The 16,909-nt window shown below is 73.2% G+C and carries 6 protein-coding genes; 1 reads left to right on the plus strand and 5 read right to left on the minus strand.

The features are described 5' to 3' along the window. Positions 1-38 precede the first annotated feature (38 nt). The 4 genes from ACIBX3_RS30630 to ACIBX3_RS30645 form a co-directional block, all read right to left on the minus strand. On the minus strand, positions 39-998 hold the full coding sequence (locus ACIBX3_RS30630) for a threonine/serine dehydratase (protein WP_397122977.1): 960 nt from the start codon (positions 996-998) through the stop codon (positions 39-41). Continuing rightward, positions 995-9,202, minus strand: coding sequence for an amino acid adenylation domain-containing protein (locus tag ACIBX3_RS30635; RefSeq protein WP_397122979.1), 8,208 nt, complete (start codon positions 9,200-9,202; stop codon positions 995-997). Before ACIBX3_RS30635 ends, ACIBX3_RS30630 begins: the two co-directional genes overlap by 4 nt. Continuing rightward, positions 9,199-13,920 carry an amino acid adenylation domain-containing protein gene (locus tag ACIBX3_RS30640; protein ID WP_397122981.1) on the minus strand — a complete coding sequence of 1,574 codons (4,722 nt, stop codon included), beginning with the start codon at positions 13,918-13,920 and terminating at the stop codon, positions 9,199-9,201. Before ACIBX3_RS30640 ends, ACIBX3_RS30635 begins: the two co-directional genes overlap by 4 nt. A 191-nt stretch (positions 13,921-14,111) precedes the next feature. After that, positions 14,112-15,740, minus strand: a complete 1,629-nt coding sequence (locus tag ACIBX3_RS30645) for a heparinase II/III family protein (protein ID WP_397122983.1) — start codon at positions 15,738-15,740, stop codon at positions 14,112-14,114. A 153-nt stretch (positions 15,741-15,893) separates the two neighbouring features. Here ACIBX3_RS30645 and ACIBX3_RS30650 point away from each other — a divergent pair, with 153 nt between their 5' ends. Then, the gene (locus tag ACIBX3_RS30650; RefSeq protein ID WP_397122985.1) at positions 15,894-16,490 is read left to right on the plus strand and encodes an HD domain-containing protein; all 597 of its coding nucleotides are present in this window, start codon (positions 15,894-15,896) and stop codon (positions 16,488-16,490) included. Here the strand turns inward: ACIBX3_RS30650 and ACIBX3_RS30655 are convergent, their stop codons facing one another. Further along, positions 16,491-16,832, minus strand: a complete 342-nt coding sequence (locus ACIBX3_RS30655; protein WP_397122986.1) for an antibiotic biosynthesis monooxygenase family protein — start codon at positions 16,830-16,832, stop codon at positions 16,491-16,493. Positions 16,833-16,909: the final 77 nt, after the last annotated feature.

Here is a 16,909-nt window from a genome sequence, read left to right on the forward strand (position 1 = left end):
GTTCACGCCGTCGGCCAGAAGAAAGGACTGCTGACGGTTCAGCCGGCGCTCCCCAGCGTGCCTTCGCCTGGGACGGACACGTTGCCTCCCGTCAGGACGGCCACCACCGGCCCGGGCGGCAGGTTCGCGCCGTGGGCGAGATAGGCCGCCGTCGCCACCGCGCCGCTGGGTTCGGCGCGTTCCCCCAGTCTCTCCCACAGGAGATCGGCGGCCGCCGCGATGCCTTCCTCGCTCACCGTGAGCATGTTGTCCACATAGCGGCGGATGTGCTCCCAGGCCAGCGCGCCGAGGACCGGGGCGCGCAGGCCGTCGGCCCGGGTACGGTAGGTCTGCTGGACAGGCCAGGCGGTGCGGTGGCCTGAGCGGAAGCTGGCCGCGCCGTCGGCGGCCAGCTCGGGCTCCACGCCGATCACCGTGATCGCCGGGTCCACGGACTTGGCCGCGACCGCGACCCCGGCCAGCAGACCGCCGTTGCAGACCGGCACCAGGATCGTGGCGGGGCGGGTCGCCTCACGTGCGATCTCGAGGCCGATGCCGCCGTGGCCGGCGATGACGTCGAACTCGTCGGAGTGGATCAGCGCCGCCCCGAGCCGGTCGGCCAGAGCCAGGCAGGTGACCTCGCGCAGGGCGGGCGGTGTGATCACCACCTCGGCGCCGAGCCGGCGGGCGCCCGTGACCTTCAGCTCCGGTGCCGTGTCGGGCAGCACCACGGTGGCCCGCAGGCCGTGACGGCCCGCGGTGTACGCGACGGCCTGGGCGTGGTTGCCGGAGGACTGGGCGATGACGTGCTCGACACCCCTCTCGGCCAGCAGCCCCACGGCGTTCATCGCGCCTCGCACCTTGAACGAGCCGGTGGGCTGGCGGTTCTCCGGCTTGATCCAGAGCCGCTCGCCGGGCAGGGGCAACAGCGGGGTGCCCCGGAGGAACGGGGCGATCCGGGCGGCGGCCGCGCTCACGTCGGCCGCCGTCACCAGAGTCGTCTCCTGCGTGAGGGTCATGCCGCCAGCACCCGCTCCTGAACGGCGTTCAGGTCGGCCGCGGCCTCGGGCGGCGGCGCGGCGTCGGGGACCAGGTCCTCCAGGTGGTGCAGCGTCCGGTAGCGCAGCCCGAACACGGCCCAGACCACCAGCAGGACCCCGCTGGCCAGCAGCACCACCGCGGCGCCCCGGCCCGGGCCACCCGAGGTGTACGGCTGCGCCCAGTCCGCCAGCGGGCCGGCCGCCAGGAAGCCCAGCGGCTGCATGGCCGTGGCCAGCATGACGTTGACGGCCAGCACCCGGCCCTGCAGCTCAGGCCCCACCTTCACCTGGATGATGGACAGCCAGTGCGCGTTGGTGATGCTCATGCAGGCCAGCCGGAAGAACAGCCCGGCGGCGACCACCCACAACGTCGGCCAGGCGCCCATCAGGATCATGCTGAGCCCGGAGCCGATCACGAAGCCGACCATGCCGGTGGCCCGGCGCCGGGTGCCGCCCCACACCAGCACCAGCCCGGTGCCCGCGGCGGCGCCGAGACCGCCGAGCGCGGTCACCACGCCCAGGTCGGCCGAGGAGCCCAGGCCGAGCACGACCGGGGTGATGAGCACCCACATCAGCGCGGTGCCGAAGTTGACCACCGCGAAGTAGAGGGCCATCACCAGCAACGGGCGGCGCCTGCGCAGGAAGTGCCAGCCCCCGGTCAGCGCCGCACGGAACGTCTCCTCCTGCCGGCGGAAGAGCCGGTCCGGGAAACGTACGGCGAGCAGCGTCACCACCCCCACCCCGAAGGTGATCACGTCCATGGCCACCACCGCGGACAGCCCCAGCGTGCCGATCAGCGCGCCGCCCGCCAGCGGCGCCACCACGTTGCCGACTCCGAACCCCAGGTTCGCCAGGGCGTTGGCCTGCGGCAGGTACGGCTTGGGAACCAATTGCGCGATAGCGGCCAGGTAGGCGGGTTGATGAAACGCGGTGACCACGGAGGTGACGCCGACGATGAGGCACACGTTCCACAGGGCGAGCTGGTCGGTGACCAGCAGCAGCACCATCGCCGCCATGACGAGCCCGGAGACGGCGTCGCAGGCCAGCATGATCCGGCGCCGGTCCACCCGGTCGGCCAGCGCGCCGCCCAGAGGGGTGAACAACACGGTCGGGATCTGGGCCAGCATCACGACCAGGGCCAGGTCGAAGATCTTGCCGCTGGACTGGTACGCCCAGACTCCGAGGGCGAACGAGCTCAGCGCCGAGCCCACCGCCGAGAAGAGCTGCCCGGTGGCCACGGTGTAGAAGGGCCGCAGGCCGGTGCGCTCGGGCGGAGACACCGGGGCGGGCAGATCGTCCTTCGTCCAGCGCGCCAGGTGCTCCATCACCAGGGCGGCCAGCGGCTCGGCCTGGTGCCGCAGGAAGTAGTGGCCGGCGCGGGGCAGCACGGCCAGGTCCACCCTGGGCCCGAACACCGCCCATTCGGCGTACCGCTCCTGGTGGAGCTCGGTCATACGGTCCCGCTCGCCGACCACGCACAGGATCGGGGCGCGCAGCGGCGCACCGCCGCCGGTCAGCTCGCGGCCGAACCATTCCCTGGCCTGGGTGGAGTCGTGGCGCATCGCGCGTACGGCGGCCTGCTGGGCGGCCTCGTCCATGTCGTCCATCAGCCCGCCGGTGGCCCGCAGCGCGTCGCGGAACATCCGGTCGGAGACCCAGCGGTCGCCCCTGAAGAGCCGCCGGGCCAGACCGGGCAGCCGGGCGGCCGCGGGGAAGCTGCCGGCCGCGATCACGCCGATCACCGGTATGCCGTCCGCCTCCAGCCTGCGGGCCAGGGCCACCGCGGGCGCGGAGCCCACGCAGTGGCCGTAGATCGCGATGGGGCCTGACGCGGTGGCGGCCACCTCGGGGGCGAGGAGCTCCACCAGATCGTCCAGCGGCAGCGGCGGTTCGTCAGGGCGGGCCGGGTCGTGGCCGGGCAGCTCGACCGAGAGCACCTCGACCCGCTCGCCGAGCGCCCAGGCCAGCGGCTGGTAGACCGCCGCGGAGCCGCCTCCGTAGGGGAGGCACACCAGGGTGAACTCACTGGTACGGCCGCCGCCCAAGCGGTGCAGCAGCCCTCCGCCGTCCTCGCGATCCAAGAACGCGGCCAGCTCGGCCACCGTCGGCCGGGTGAACAGGTCGATCACCCGCAGACCCCGGCCGATCTCTTTGACCGCACGCACGGCGGCGAAGGAGTCCCCACCGAGGGCGAAGAAGTCGTCGCTCGCCCCAACCTGCTCCACGTCGAGGACCGTCGCCCAGGCCTGGGCGACCAGCTCCTCGTTCGCCGTTGCCGGCGGCACGTACTCCGCCTGCTCCACCTGGGGCTCGGGCAGGGCGGCCCGGTCCACCTTCCCGTTCGGGTTGAGCGGGAGCCGGTCGAGCGCGACGATGTGGGCCGGCACCATGTAGTCGGGCAGCCGCTCGCGTAACGCGGAACGGACCGCTGCGGCTTCCACGGTGGCCTCCACGGCGGCGGGCGTCACCCAGGCGGCCAGCTGCCTCGCCTTGCCCTCGCCCACCGGAAGCACCACGGCCTCGGCGACCTGCGGCAGGGCCCGCAACGCGGTGACGATCTCGCCCAGCTCGACCCGGTAGCCGCGGACCTTGACCTGGTCGTCCACCCGGCCGCGGAACTCGATCTGCCCGTCGGCGGTGACCCTGAGCAGGTCGCCGCTGCGGTAGCAGCGCCCCTGCCCGGTCAGCGGATCAGAGACGAACCGCTCGGCGGTCAGCTCCGGCAGGCCGATGTAGCCGCGGGTGACCCCGGGGCCGCCGACCACCAGCTCGCCCGGCACCCCGACAGGCACCGGCCGCAGGCTCGCGTCCACCAGGTGCCCGTACACCCCCGGCAGCGGACGGCCCAGCGGCACGATCCCGGTCCGCCGCTCGACCGGGATCTCCTCGGTGTCGCAGACCAGGCAGATCATGGTCGATTCCGTGTGCCCGTAGTGGCTCTGGATCCGCAGTCCCGGCCGGGCTGCCCTGGCCCGCTCCACCAGGTCCCAGGGGCACGCCTCGCCGGCCAGGACGAGCAGCTTGTCCGGCAGCACCGCGGCCAGGTCGCCGCCGGAGGCCAGCAGCTCCAGATGGCTGGGCACGCATTTGACCACGTCCACGCGGTGCGCGCTCAGGTACTCGGCGAACGCGGCGGGGTCCATCGCGGTCTCCCGCGGCACCAGGTGGACCGTCCCGCCCGTGGTCAGCGCGCCGAAGACGCAGGTGAGACCGAAGTCGGCGGCGGGCGTGGAGACGACGGCGTACGAGCCGCCGGGCACGCCGATGCGCGGCAGCATGCCGCTCAGGTAGCTCATGACGCTGCGGTGTTCGGCGGCCACGGCCTTGGGCGTGCCGGTGGACCCGGAGGTGAAGATCACATGGTGCAGGTGCTCCGGCCGTACGTCGACCGCCGGCCTGGTCGAGGCCACGGACGGGAGCCGGTCCAGCGTCAGCACCCGGCGGTCCTGCCCGATCAGGCGGGCGAACTCCGCCGTGGTGACCACGGCGCGCACCCCGGCTGCCTCCAGCATGGCGGCGATCCGCGCGCTCGGGTAGGCCGGGTCCATGGGCAGGTAGCCGCCGCCCGACTTCTGGATCCCGAACAGGGCACAGGCCAGGTCGGCGCCCGGCTCCAGGAGGACGCCGACCGGCTCGTCGGCGCGTACTCCGGCGTCCAGGAGCCAGTGGGCGATGCGGTTGGCGGATTCCTCCAGCTCCGCGTAGGTCAGGCTGCGGTCCGCGCCCACCACGGCGGGCGCGTCAGGGGTGTCGTCCACCCAGCGCTCGATCAGCCGGTGCACCGGGGTGCCGGGCAAGGGCGGCGGCCCTTCACCGCTGATGGCGGGGCCGGTGACCGGCTCCAGCGGCACCGCGCCCACGGGCGTGTCCAGGTCGGCCAGCATCCCGTCCAGCAGGGCCAGATACCACCGGTTGAAACGGGCGGCAGTGGCCGGCTCGAACAGGTCGGTGCGATAGCCGAGCCCGCCGCGCAGCGGGCTCCCCGGCCCGCCGTCGATGACGTGCCAGTTCAGGTCGAACTTGGCGGTCTGCTCCTCCAGTTGGAGCTCGGTGGCGTCGAGACCGGACAGCTCCGGCCGGCCCGGGTCGGGGTAGTAGTTCAGCATCACCTGGAACAGCGGGGTCGCGGCCAGGTTCCGGTCCGGGCGCAGCCGGTCCACCACCCGGTCGAACGGCGCGCCCGCGTGCGCGAAGGCGCCCAGCGCGTCCTCCCGGACCCGGGCCAGCAGGTCGCGGCCGGTGGGGTCGCCGCCGGCGTCGGTCCGCACCACGACGGTGTTGAGGAAGCAACCGACCACGCCCTCGGTCTCCGGGTGGTCCCGGCCCGCGACCGGCACGCCGACCGCGATGTCGGTGCTCGCCGACAGCCGTGCCAGCAGGGCCTGGAGCCCGGCCAGCAGGACGATGAACGGCGTCGCCCGGTAGGCGGCGGCCACCGCCCGCACCCGCTCGCTGAGCTCCGCGGACAGCTCCAGTTCCACCGCGCCGCCGCCGGGGTCGGCCACCGCGGGCCTGGGCCGGTCGGCAGGCAGGTCCAGCACCGGCGGCAGGCCGCGCAGCCGCTCGGCCCACCAGTCCAGATCGGCCAGGTCGGGGAGCGGGGCAACCTCGGCGTACTGGGCCGGTGGCGGCTCGGGCGGCGGGCGCAGGCCGAGGCGGGCGGCGTACAGGGACGACAGCTCCGACAACAGCAGGCCCTTGGTCCAGGCGTCGGTGGCGATGTGGTGGAAGGTGATCGACAGCACGTGTTCCCGCTCGCCGACGGCGAACAGCACGGCCCGCATCGGCGGTTCCCGGTCCAGGGCGAACGGCGTGGCCAGTTGCTCGGCCAGCGCGGCTTCGACGCCGGATGGCTCGACGGGCCGGGTGACGACCGGCACCTCCGCGGCCGGACGAAGGACCAGCACTGGCTCCGCGCCGGAGTCGTCGATCACGCTGCGCAGCACGTGGTGCCGCTCGGCCAGGTCGCGTACCGCGTCCAGCAGCGCCTCGGCCTGCAGCGGCCCGCGCAGCCGCAGCGCCACCGGCACGTTGTACGCCGTGCTCTCCGGCTCCAGTTGCGCCAGGAACCACAGCCTCGCCTGCGCGCCGGACAGCGGGACGGGGCCTTCCACGCGCTCGCGCCGCGCCTTGGCCGCCGATGACGGGCGGGGGAGCGCGGCGGCCAGATCCGCGAGCACCGGGTGCTCGAACAGCAGCCGCACCGGCACCGGTGCGCCGAGCCGCTCCCGTAACCGGCCGACCACCCGGGTGGCGGCGAAGGAATGACCGCCCAGCACGAAGAAGTCGTCGTCCGCCCACACCTGCGGCAGTTCGAGCACTTCGGCCCACACCTCGGCGACCAGGCATTCCGCCGGCGTGCCCAGCGGCGTCCGCGTCGCCGGCGCGGCCTCGGGGACCGGCAGCGCCTGACGGTCCACCTTGCCGTTCGGAGTGAGCGGCAAGGCCTCCAGCGAGCCGATGGCGGCCGGGACCATGTAGTCGGGCAGCCGCTCCCGCAACGCGGCGCGGATCGCCGCCGCGTCCAGGCCCGCGGGCGTGACCCAGGCGGCCAGCCGCCGCAACGCCCCGGTGCCGACCGGCTGCACGAAGGCCTCGGCCACCTGCGGCAGGGCCCGCAGCGCGGCGGTGACCTCACCGAGCTCGACCCGGAACCCGCGCACCTTGACCTGGTCGTCGATGCGGCCCAGGAACTCCACCAGCCCGTCCGGGCCGACCCGCACCCGGTCCCCGGTGCGGTACCAGCCGTCAGTGAAGCGCTGGGCGGTCAGGTCGGGCCGGTTGAGGTAGCCGCGGGCCACGCCTGGCCCGCCGATCCACAACTCTCCCGGCACACCGTGCGGCAGCGGCCGCCCCGCGGCGTCCACCACCCGGCACACCACGTTCGCCAGCGGCCGGCCCAGCGGCGCCACGCCTGGCCTGGTCTCGGCCGCATCGCAGGCCAGCGCGGACACCGTGGTCTCGGAGGGCCCGTAGTAGATCTTCACCACCAGGTCGGGGCGCGCCGCGCGTACCCGATCCACCAGGTCCGCCGGCACGGCCTCGCCGGCCAGGACCAGCAGCTTCCGCGGCAGCGCGGTCAGGCCCAGCAACTCCAGTTGGCTGGGCACCATTTTCACGGCGTCCACCGGGTGCGCGGCCATGTGGGCGGCGTACGCCGCCGGGTCGGTGGCGGTCTCGTGGTCGATCAGGTGCAAGGTGCCGCCGGTGGTCAGCGCCCACAGGACGTTGGTCAGGCCCAGGTCGGCGGCGATGGTGGACACCAGGGCGAAGGAGGCCGCGCCGTCGGGGATGGTTTCGGCTATGGCGCCCAGGTAGTGGGTGATCTGCCGGTGCTCGACCGCGACCCCCTTGGGCTCCCCGGTGGAGCCGGAGGTGTAGATCACGTACGCCAGGTGGTCAGGCGGCACGGGCACGTCCGGGCGGTCGCCAGGTTCGCGTGCGGCGGCGGCGATCTCGGACTCGGTCAGGACGATCCGGACGCCCGCGGCGGCCACGACGGACTCGATCCGCCGCGCCGGGTAGACCGGGTCCAGCGGCAGGTAGGCGGCGCCGGCCTTGAGCACCCCCAGCATGGCGACCGCCAGCTCAGGGCGCCGCTCCATCAGCACCCCGACCGGCTCCTGCGGCCCCACCCCCCGCGCCAGCAGCCAGTGCGCCACCTGGTTGGCCCGCCGCTCCAGCTCCGCATAGCTGAGCCGGTCCCGCTCGGCGTCGCCGGGCGAAGCGAACACGGCGAGCGCGTCCGGGACGGCGTCGGCCATCCGCTCGAACAACCCGTGCAACGGCACGTCGGTCGGCCAGTCCAGGGCCGGGCCACGCAGATCGGAGCCGGCGGGCAGCCGGACCGGAGCTTCCGGTTCGGTGAGCATCCCGTCCAGCAGCGCCAGGTACCAGTCTGCGAACTGCCGCGCGGCGGACTCCTCGAACAGGTCGGTCCGGTAACGCAGCTCACCGGCGAACCGCGTCCCGTCGTCGCCGAGCTGCAGGTTCAGGTCGAACTTGACCGTCGGCGAGGGCAGCGGTTCAGCCCGTACGCCGACGCCCGGCAGGTTCACCGGCGGGTCGGCGTCGTACACGTTGAGCATGACCTGGAACAGCGGGGTGATCGACAGGTTCCGCTCCGGCTGAAGCCGCTCCACGATCCGCTCGAACGGCGTGCGGGCGTGGGTGAACGCGTCGAGCGCGGTGGCGCGGGCCCGGCCCAGCAGTTCGGCGCCGGTCGGGTCGCCGGAGGTGTCGGTGCGCATCACCAGCGTGTTGATGAAACAGCCCACCACCTGCTCGGCGTCCGGGTGGTGGCGTCCGGCGTGCGGCACTCCGACGGCGATGTCATCGCTGCCGGACAGGCGGGCCAGCAGCGCCTGCAAGCCGGCCAGGAACACCATGAACGGCGTCGCGCCCGCCGCCGCGCGCACCTTGGCGGACAGGGACTCGGGCACCACGACCTCGACCGTGGCCCCCTGCCAGGTGGAGACGGCCGGGCGGGGCCGGGCGGCGGGCAGGTCCAGCACCGGCGGCAGACCGGCCAGGTGCTGCGTCCACCAGTCCAGGCCGGTCTCAGGCTGCTCGGCCTCCCACGCGGCCACGTCGGCGTACTGCAAGGCCGGGAGTTCCGGCTGCGGGGCCAGGCCGAGCCGGGCCGCGTACAGGGCCGAGAGGTCCTGCAGCAGCAGACGTTCCGACCAGGCGTCGGTGGCGATGTGGTGCAGGGTCAACGCGAGCACGCACTCGTCCCCGCCGAGCCGGAACAGCGTGGCCCGCATGGGCGGCTCGGCGTCCAGCCGGAACGGGCGCCAGGCCTGGTCGGACAGCTCCCGCTCCAGCGCCGCGGGGTCCACGTCCACCACGGAGACGGGTACGCCGCCGGTCTGCCGTACCCTCGCCCCTTCGATGACGCCGCGCAGGATCCAGTGCCGGTCGGCCAGGTCGGTCACCGCGGCGGTGAGGGCGGCGACGTCCACCGGTCCGCTCAGCCGCAGCGCCAGTGGCACGTTGTAAGCGGGGGAGTCCGGCTCCAACTGGGCCAGGAACCACAGCCGCTCCTGGGCCGGCGACAGCGGCATGTCCGCTGCGGACAGTGCCGGGATGCCCGCAGGACCCGAGCTCTCGGCCGCGGCCTGGGCAGCGGCGAACCGGGAGCGGACCAACTCGGCGATCCGGTCCTGATGAACCTCGGTCATGCGTCGCTCCCGTCCATCAGTTCGGCGATCAAGAGTTCTTCCAGTCCGGCGGCGAAGTCGGCGAGCAACGGTCGCTCGAACAACAACCGCACAGGAACGGCCAGCTTCAACGTCTCCCGGAGCCGGCCGGCCACGCGAGTCGCGGCGAAGGAATGCCCACCCAGGGCGAAGAAATCGTCGTCGGCCCAGACGGCAGGCCGCTCCAGCACGGCGGCCCACACGGCGGCCACCAGGCGTTCGGAATCGGTGCCGGGCGCGACCCGTTCGGTCTCCGGGCCGTCGACCGGTTCGGGCAGGGCCGCCCGGTCCACCTTGCCATTGGGCAGGGTGGGCAGCGCCGGCAACGCGACCCACCGCCGGGGCACCATGTGGCCGGGCAGTCGCGACCGGACGTGCCGCTCGGCCGCGGCCACGTCGGCCGTTTCCGGAGCGACATAGCCGACCAGGTGCGCCTGCGCCCCCGAGCCCGCCACGGTCACCACGCCGTCGGCCACCTCGCGCAGCACGGCCTCGATCTCGCCCAGCTCGATCCGGTATCCGCGCACCTTCACCTGGTGGTCCCGGCGGCCGTGGAACTCCAGAGTCCCGTCCGGCCGCCACCGTGCCAGGTCCCCGGTCCGGTAACACCGGCCGCCGGGAACGAACGGGTCGTCGACGAACGCGGCCGCGGTCAGTTCCGGCCGGCCCCGGTAACCCCGTGCCACACCCGCGCCGCCCAGCAGCAGCTCGCCGATCGCGCCAGGCGGCGCCAGCCGCAGCTCGGAGTCGACCACATAGGCCCGCTCACCCGGCATCGGCAGCCCGATCGGCACCGGGCCAGTCTCGTGGGCGCCGAGCCTGTGCTGGATCGAGGCGACAGTGGCCTCGGTGGGGCCGTAGGTGTTCCACAGCTCGCCGACCCGGGGGAGGATCTGCCCGGCAAGGGCCGGATCCAGGGTCTCCCCGCCGGAGATGGCGAGCAGGCCCGGCGCGCCGGCCCAGCCCGCGGCCAGCAGCATCCGGTACGTGGTGGGCACCAGGTCGATCACCGTGGCCCCGCAGGCCGCGATCAGGCCGGCGAGCGCGTGCCCGTCCACGGCCGTGGCCCGGTCCACCACCACACAGGTGCCGCCGGCACTCAGGGGGACCCACAGCTCGGACACGGAGGTGTCGAAGGTCAGCGGCGCCACGGCCGGCTGGATGTCGCCCGGACCCAGCCGCAGCTCGGTCACCAGCCCGGCGACGTAGGCCGCCAGATTCCCGTGTGTGACCTCGACGCCCTTGGGCTTGCCGGTGGAGCCGGAGGTGTAGAGCACGTACGCCAGGTCCTCGGCCCGCACCGGGTGCGGCTCCGTCCGTCCGCTGTGGACGGTCGCCAGGCGGTCCGCGTCCAGCGTGGTGACGCCGGGGACGGCGGCCACGCCGCCCCGGGTGAGGACCACCCGCACACCGGCGTCCTGCGCCAGCCAGCGCAGCCGCTCGGCCGGGTGCTCCGGATCCAGTGGCAGGTAGGCCGCGCCCGCCTGCCACACCGCCAGCAGGACCGCGGGCATCAGGTGGTCGCGCGGCAGGCAGACCCCGACCACCTCACCCGGCGTCACCCCATGTTCGAGCAGCGCCGCCGCCACTCTGCCGGACCAGGCCGTCAACTCGGCATAGCTGAGCGAGGTGCCGTCCGGGCCGACCACGGCCGTCGGGCCGGTGTGCGCCGCCAGCGCCTCCGGCACCGTCTCGGGGAATTCCGCCGGCTCCGGCCCGGCGGCGAGGGCCAGCAGCGCGGTGCGTTCGTCCGGCGTGACGAGCTCGAACGCCGACAGCGGCCGGCCGGGATCCTCCAGCGCGCACCGCAGCAGCCGCGACAGCCGCTCCACGTAGGCCTCGGCGGCGGTCGCGCCGAGGCGGGCGGTGGCGTACTCGAGCTGCAGCTCGGCCCCGTCCACCGTCCGGTTGACCAGCACGCTCAGCTCGTGTCCCGCCGCCCCGGAGCCCAGGTCGGTGAGCAGCTCCAGACCTCCCGCACGCATCGGCATGTCGTGCTGCATGGCCAGCAGAACGGGGGCGCGGGGCAGCTCGGCGGGCGGGATCTCCTGGTGGACCAGCGCCCGCGTGGTCGCGGCGGCGGCCTGCCCGACCAGGTCGCGGAAGGTCCATGCGGCGGCCGGCCGCAGCCGTACCGGGACCGTGTCGATCAGTGGGCCGATGACGCCGGTCAGCTCGGGCCTGGCCCGCCGCGCCGCGGCCACCGCGACCAGCGTGTCCGGCTCGCCGCCCGCCAGGGCCACGGCGGCCAGCCAGACCGCGAACGGGGTGGCGCCGCAGTCCCTGGCCAGCGCGGCCACCCGCGTCACGAACTCCTCCGGCAGCGTCCTGATCACCCGCGCCGCCGTCAGGTCCGCGGGCAGGGGAAGCGCCGCAGGCGCCCCGGCCAGCTCGGCCTCCCAGAACTCCCGCAGCCGCGTGAGATCCGGCCGTTCCTGCTGCCGTACGGCCACGTCGCCGACCTGGACCGCGGGCCCGGGGACCGGTTCGCCGGCCAGCTCGGCCGCCAGCTCGGCCATCAGCACCCCGACCGAGGCGCCGTCGAAGGCGATGTGGTCCACCACGACCACCAGCTCGGCCTCGTTCTCGCCCAGCGGGCACAGGCTCGCCCGCAGCAGGGGCACGTCACTCCCGACGTCGAACACGTGCGCGGCCGCGTCCCTGGCTGCCTTCTCCCGGCCGGTCCCCACGGGGTGCTCGACCAGGGGCACGGCGGCCGGCGGGTGGACCACGGCGTACGGCACGCCGTCCTCGTCGACGGACACCGTGCTGCGCAGCACCTCGTGGCGGGCCACCACCGCGTCCAGGGCCGAGCGCAGCGCGGCGGCGCCGGGCAGGTCGCGGACGCGCAGCCGGATCCCCAGCGTGGTGACCGGGCTGTCCGGGTGCAGGCGGCTCAGGGTCCAGAACTGGCGTTGCGCGTCGGTGAGCGGGTAGCGGGTCCGGCCGTCCTGGCGTACCAGCTCCGGCTCGGTCTGGGACAACCGGGTGGCCAGCCCGGCCGCGGTGGGTTCGGTGAGGAAGGCCGCCAGGGGCACGGCCCGCCCGAGCCGGCGCGACAGCTCGGTGACCACCCGGGCCGCGGCCAGGGAATGCCCGCCGAGCTCGGCGAAGTGGTCGTGCACCCCCACCTCGGGCAGGCCCAGCACGTCCGCGATCACCTCGGTCACCAGGCGTTCGTCGTCATCGCGGGGGGCGACAGGCGCCGCGCCGGACAGCCGGGAGGCGCTCAGCGCGGGCAGGGCCGCGCGATCCACCTTGCCGTTGGGGGCGAGCGGGAGCTCCTCTGCCACGCCGATCCGGGTCGGCACCAGGTGCCCGGGTAAGCGGGCGAGCAGCCACTCGCGCAGCTCCAGCTCGCCGACGCCGGAGGCCGCCACATGGCCGACGAGGTAGGCCACGCCGTCGTCGTCGTACGCGGCCAGCACGGTGGCCCGCCGGACCGCGGGATGGCGGGCCAGCCTGGCCTCCACCTCGCCCGGTTCCACCCGGAAGCCGCGGATCTTGACCTGATCGTCGGCCCGGCCGGCGAAGCGCAGTTCGCCCGCCACCCGGCGGACCAGGTCACCGCTGCGGTAGACCCGGGTGCCGTCCGGTTCGGTGCCGAACGCGGCCGAGTCGTGCCCCAGGTACCCCCGGGTCACCACCGGCCCGCCGATCCACAACTCACCCGGCTCCCCGTCGGGCACCGGGTTCCCGTTCGCGTCGCGCACCGAGAACACCGCGCCGGCGATCGGCTCGCCCAGGGGCGGCTCGTCCTCGCGGTCCCGGCCCACCTCGGCGATCGCGCAAGTGGTGGTGCACTCCGTCGGGCCGTACAGGTTGAGTACCCGGCGCACCCCGGGGTTGGCGTAGATCCGCCGCACCAGCGCGCCGGTCAGCGGCTCGCCGCCGGAGAACACCGCGCGCACCCCGCCCGGCAGCGGCTCGCGCAGCAGCATCGCCAGCGCGGAGGGCACCCCGTAAACCGTGGTCACCTCGTCCCGGGCCGGCAGGCTGGGCAGCGCCAGCAGGTTGTCGGCCAGGATCACCGTCCCGCCGGCCACCAGCGGAAGGAAGAGCTGGCTGATCGACGGATCGAAGCAGATGGAGGCGCTGGCCAGCATGCCGTCCAGCTCCTCGGCGGTGTAGGCGGCGGCCTCCCAGCGCAGCAGGTTCATGGTGTTGCGGTGCTCCACCACCACGCCCTTGGGCGTCCCGGTGGAGCCGGAGGTGTAGATGACGTACGCCGGGTCGCTCGGATCCCCGGGCACGTACGGCGCGCCGTCGCCGGGTGTCACGTCGTCGACGAGGATGGGCGCGGCCCCGGTCAGGGCGGCGGTACGGCGCAGCGCGGCCGAGGTGAGCACCGCGGTCACCGCGGCGTCCTCGGCCATGAACCGTAACCGCTCGGCCGGGTAGGCGGGGTCCAGCGGCACGTAGGCCGCTCCCGCCTTCCACACCCCCACCAGCGCGGGGATCAGCCACTCGTCGCGGTCGAGGCAGACGCCGACCAGCCGGCCGGGTCCGATGCCCCGCTCGGACAGGGCGCGTGCGACGTCGTCGGCCCTGCGGTTCAGCTCCGCGTAGCCGAGCCTGGTGGTGCCCGCCACGACGGCCGTGCGCTCCGGGGTACGCCGGCTCTGCGCTTCGATCGCCTCGTGGACGCGACATGGTGCTTCGACCGTCTCGGTCGTCCGTAACGGTTCCGTACTCGCCATATGGGGTTTTTGCCTTAGGTGCTCGCGCTTGTGGTGCAAGGTATGACTGCGTGTGACGGTTTTGCGCCACATGCCGGGAAGACCTTATCTATCGAGCGGCACGCACGGCAGGACCTTGATCGATGTTTTTTCCTGCACACTTCTGTGTTGGATCAGGCAAGAAGCAACAGCGATCCCGCTTCACCGGGTCATCAGAAGAGGTCCGGGGGGAACGACACGCCTTCGACCGTGACCTTCCCGCCCGAGCACGACACCTTCGGCGACTCCGCGCCCGGCACGATCACCGTAAGCAGGGACTTCGCCGCGGGTGAGACGACCACGTTGGCCGGCTTCCTCGACAGGTACGTCGGCGACACCCATCCGAGCTTCCCGCCGCGCTCCACCTGCTGCCCGCCGACCCGGTCGCACCCCGAGAACTGCACCAGCGTGACCTTGAACTTGCCGTCCCCCAGCACGACCTCGCCGCCCTTGTTGGAGACCACCTTGAGCGACGGGTCGAAGCGCCACAGGTTCCTGACCTTCCTGCCGCCCGAGGCCGTGTCCAGCACCGCCATCACGTCCTCGCCGTGGTTGACCAGCACGGACCGGCTCCGGCTCACGCCGTACGCCTTGTCGGTCACGCGGAACGACTGCCGGTCCGCGCCGTACGACGACTTGGTGAGCGTGGCGGAGGTGTGCGGCCGGAAGCGGGCGCCGGCCACCGTCGGGACGTTGTGCGCCTCCGGGGAGAGCGTCCAGTAGCGGTAGGAGCTCTTCTCGTAGGAGTGGAAGCCGCCGTCCACGAGGATGTCGCGGCCCTGCGCGTAGTACGTCACGCCCAGGTGGTCCTCGTGCCCGTGGTACTTCATGCCGGGCCCGTACCTGATCGAGTAGTACGCCGACTCCGGCTTGCCCCAGGCCGTCCGGCCGAACACGTAGCCGGCCCGGTACGCCTTGACCTTCTGCTTCGGCGTGCCGGTCTCCATCTTCGGCTCGGTGTCGGCGGTCCCGTCACCGATGGGCACCATGTAGCCGTTCGGCATGGTCGCGTGGGCGATGAAGTCCTTCAGCGCCTCGGTCCGGGAGGCGATCGCACCAGGCACCTTGCGGCCGCAGGACTTCATGTTGATCATCGCGACCTGGAGCCGGCTGTACACGTAGACCGCGTACCGCGGCGCCTGCTCCATAAGCGCGCCCTGGGCGTCGACATCGATCTTCACCGTGCCGGTGAGGCGCCTGGAGGCCAGGTCGGCCCAGTCCTTGCGGCCGTACCTGCAGCCGATGCCCATGAGCGCGATGTCCTGGTCGATGCCGTGATTGTGGCCCTTCTTGTAGAGCCGCGGGTTCGCGAGCAGTTTGGCGTGGACGGCCAGGCTGTCCTTCAGCCAGCTCTCCTTGACGTGCATGCTCAGGCACAGCAGCGCCTGGGTGCGCAGCGAGACCGGGTGGTCCTTCCACACGTACGGCTTGGTCCCGCGGGCGCCGTACTTGTTGTTCGCCACCCAGTCCTTGGTGATCTCCTCGGCGCGGTCCAGGTAGCGCTGCTCGCCGGTGTTCTCGTACTCGACGACCAGCGTGCCCATCCAGCGCAGCGACTGGAAGACGAACTCCCACGAGCGGTTCTTGTACGGGCTGGCCCCCCAGTTGATCTTCTTGCCCAGCTGGTACGCCGGCAGCCCCACCAGCGCGAGCTCGCCCCGCATGACCTCCTCGGCCGTCGGCGTGCCGGGCAACCAGTCGCCCTGGCAGGCCGCGGTGCGCGTCACCTTGTCGGCCTGCGCGGGGCTCACGAACCCGCCGAGTGCGAGTGTGAGGGCAAGAGGTATCGCGAGCCGGCGCACGCCAGTTCCTTTCGGGACAAAAGTTGAAGGCGGAACATGCTGTCCGAATCAGGATCAGCTGGTCAAGCTGAGTGCTCGATTCGTTAGCCTGGCGAGTTCTTATTGGCTCGGGAACTCCGCTGCCTTCTCCGCTCCACTGGCATGCTGGGGGATGTGACATTCGACGACCTCGTGATCCCGGACACCCCCGCCTGCCGCGGCGCGCTGGAAGTGGCCGCCCGCTACCATTCGCCGTCACTGCTCAACCACTCGATCCGCGCCTACCTGTGGGCGGCCGCGTACGCGCGGGGCAACGACATCGCGTTCGACGCCGAGCTGCTCTACGTGTCGGCCATGCTGCACGACATCGGGCTGGTCGCCGAGTTCGACAGCCACACGGTGCCGTACGAGGAGGCGGGCGGGCACGTGGCCTGGGCCTTCTGCGCCGGGGCCGGCTGGTCGCCCGAGCGCAGGCAACGCGCCGCCGAGGTGATCATCCGGCACATGTGGGAGGAGGTGCCGGTGGAGGAGGATCCCGAGGGGCACCTGCTGGAGCTCTCGACCGGCATGGACATCTCCGGCCGCCGTGTCGACGAGATCCCCGCCGAGGTGCGGCGGGAGGCGCTGGAGCGCCACCCGCGCCTGGAGATCGCCAAGGAGTTCGCCGTGTGCATCTCCGAGCAGGGGGCGCGCAAGCCGGCCAGCTTCGCCGCGCAGTTCGTGCAAGGCGGCATCGTGGACCGGATCACGCGCAACCCGCTGGACGGCTGACTACGCCTTGGGGGCCGCGGACTCGGCGACCTCGAACGTCCACACCTCGGAGTCGGTCGCCGCGGGCCCGTGCCCGTGACCGTGCCCCTGGCCGGCGGCCGCGGCGGCCTGGGCGTGCCCGCGGGCGAACGCCTGGCTCTGCTGCCACTTCTGGAAGTCCTCCTCGCTGCGCCAGCGCGTGTAGACGAGATACCGCTCCGTGCCGTCCACCGGCCTGAGCAGCTCGAACCACTCGAACCCGTCGGCGGACTCGACCATCCCGGCCCGGTTGGAGAAGCGCTTCTCGAGCTGCTCGCGCATCTCGGCGGGCACGGTCAGCACGTTGATCTTCACGACGGACAACGGGAACCCCTTTCCTCAGTGAGGACTCCAGGCTAACGGCGCGCCCTGCCGATCTGGGCGGAGCCCCACGGCGGCGG

This window comes from Nonomuraea sp. NPDC049480 (assembly GCF_044465905.1).
Lineage (GTDB): Bacteria > Actinomycetota > Actinomycetes > Streptosporangiales > Streptosporangiaceae > Nonomuraea.

Bases quoted from the DNA above. Each gene is read 5' to 3' on its own strand.
- ACIBX3_RS30640 (WP_397122981.1), bottom strand. From the start codon at position 13,920: ATGGCGAGTACGGAACCGTTACGGACGACCGAGACGGTCGAAGCACCA.
- ACIBX3_RS30635 (WP_397122979.1), bottom strand. From the start codon at position 9,202: ATGACCGAGGTTCATCAGGACCGGATCGCCGAGTTGGTCCGCTCCCGG.
- ACIBX3_RS30630 (WP_397122977.1), bottom strand. From the start codon at position 998: ATGACCCTCACGCAGGAGACGACTCTGGTGACGGCGGCCGACGTGAGC.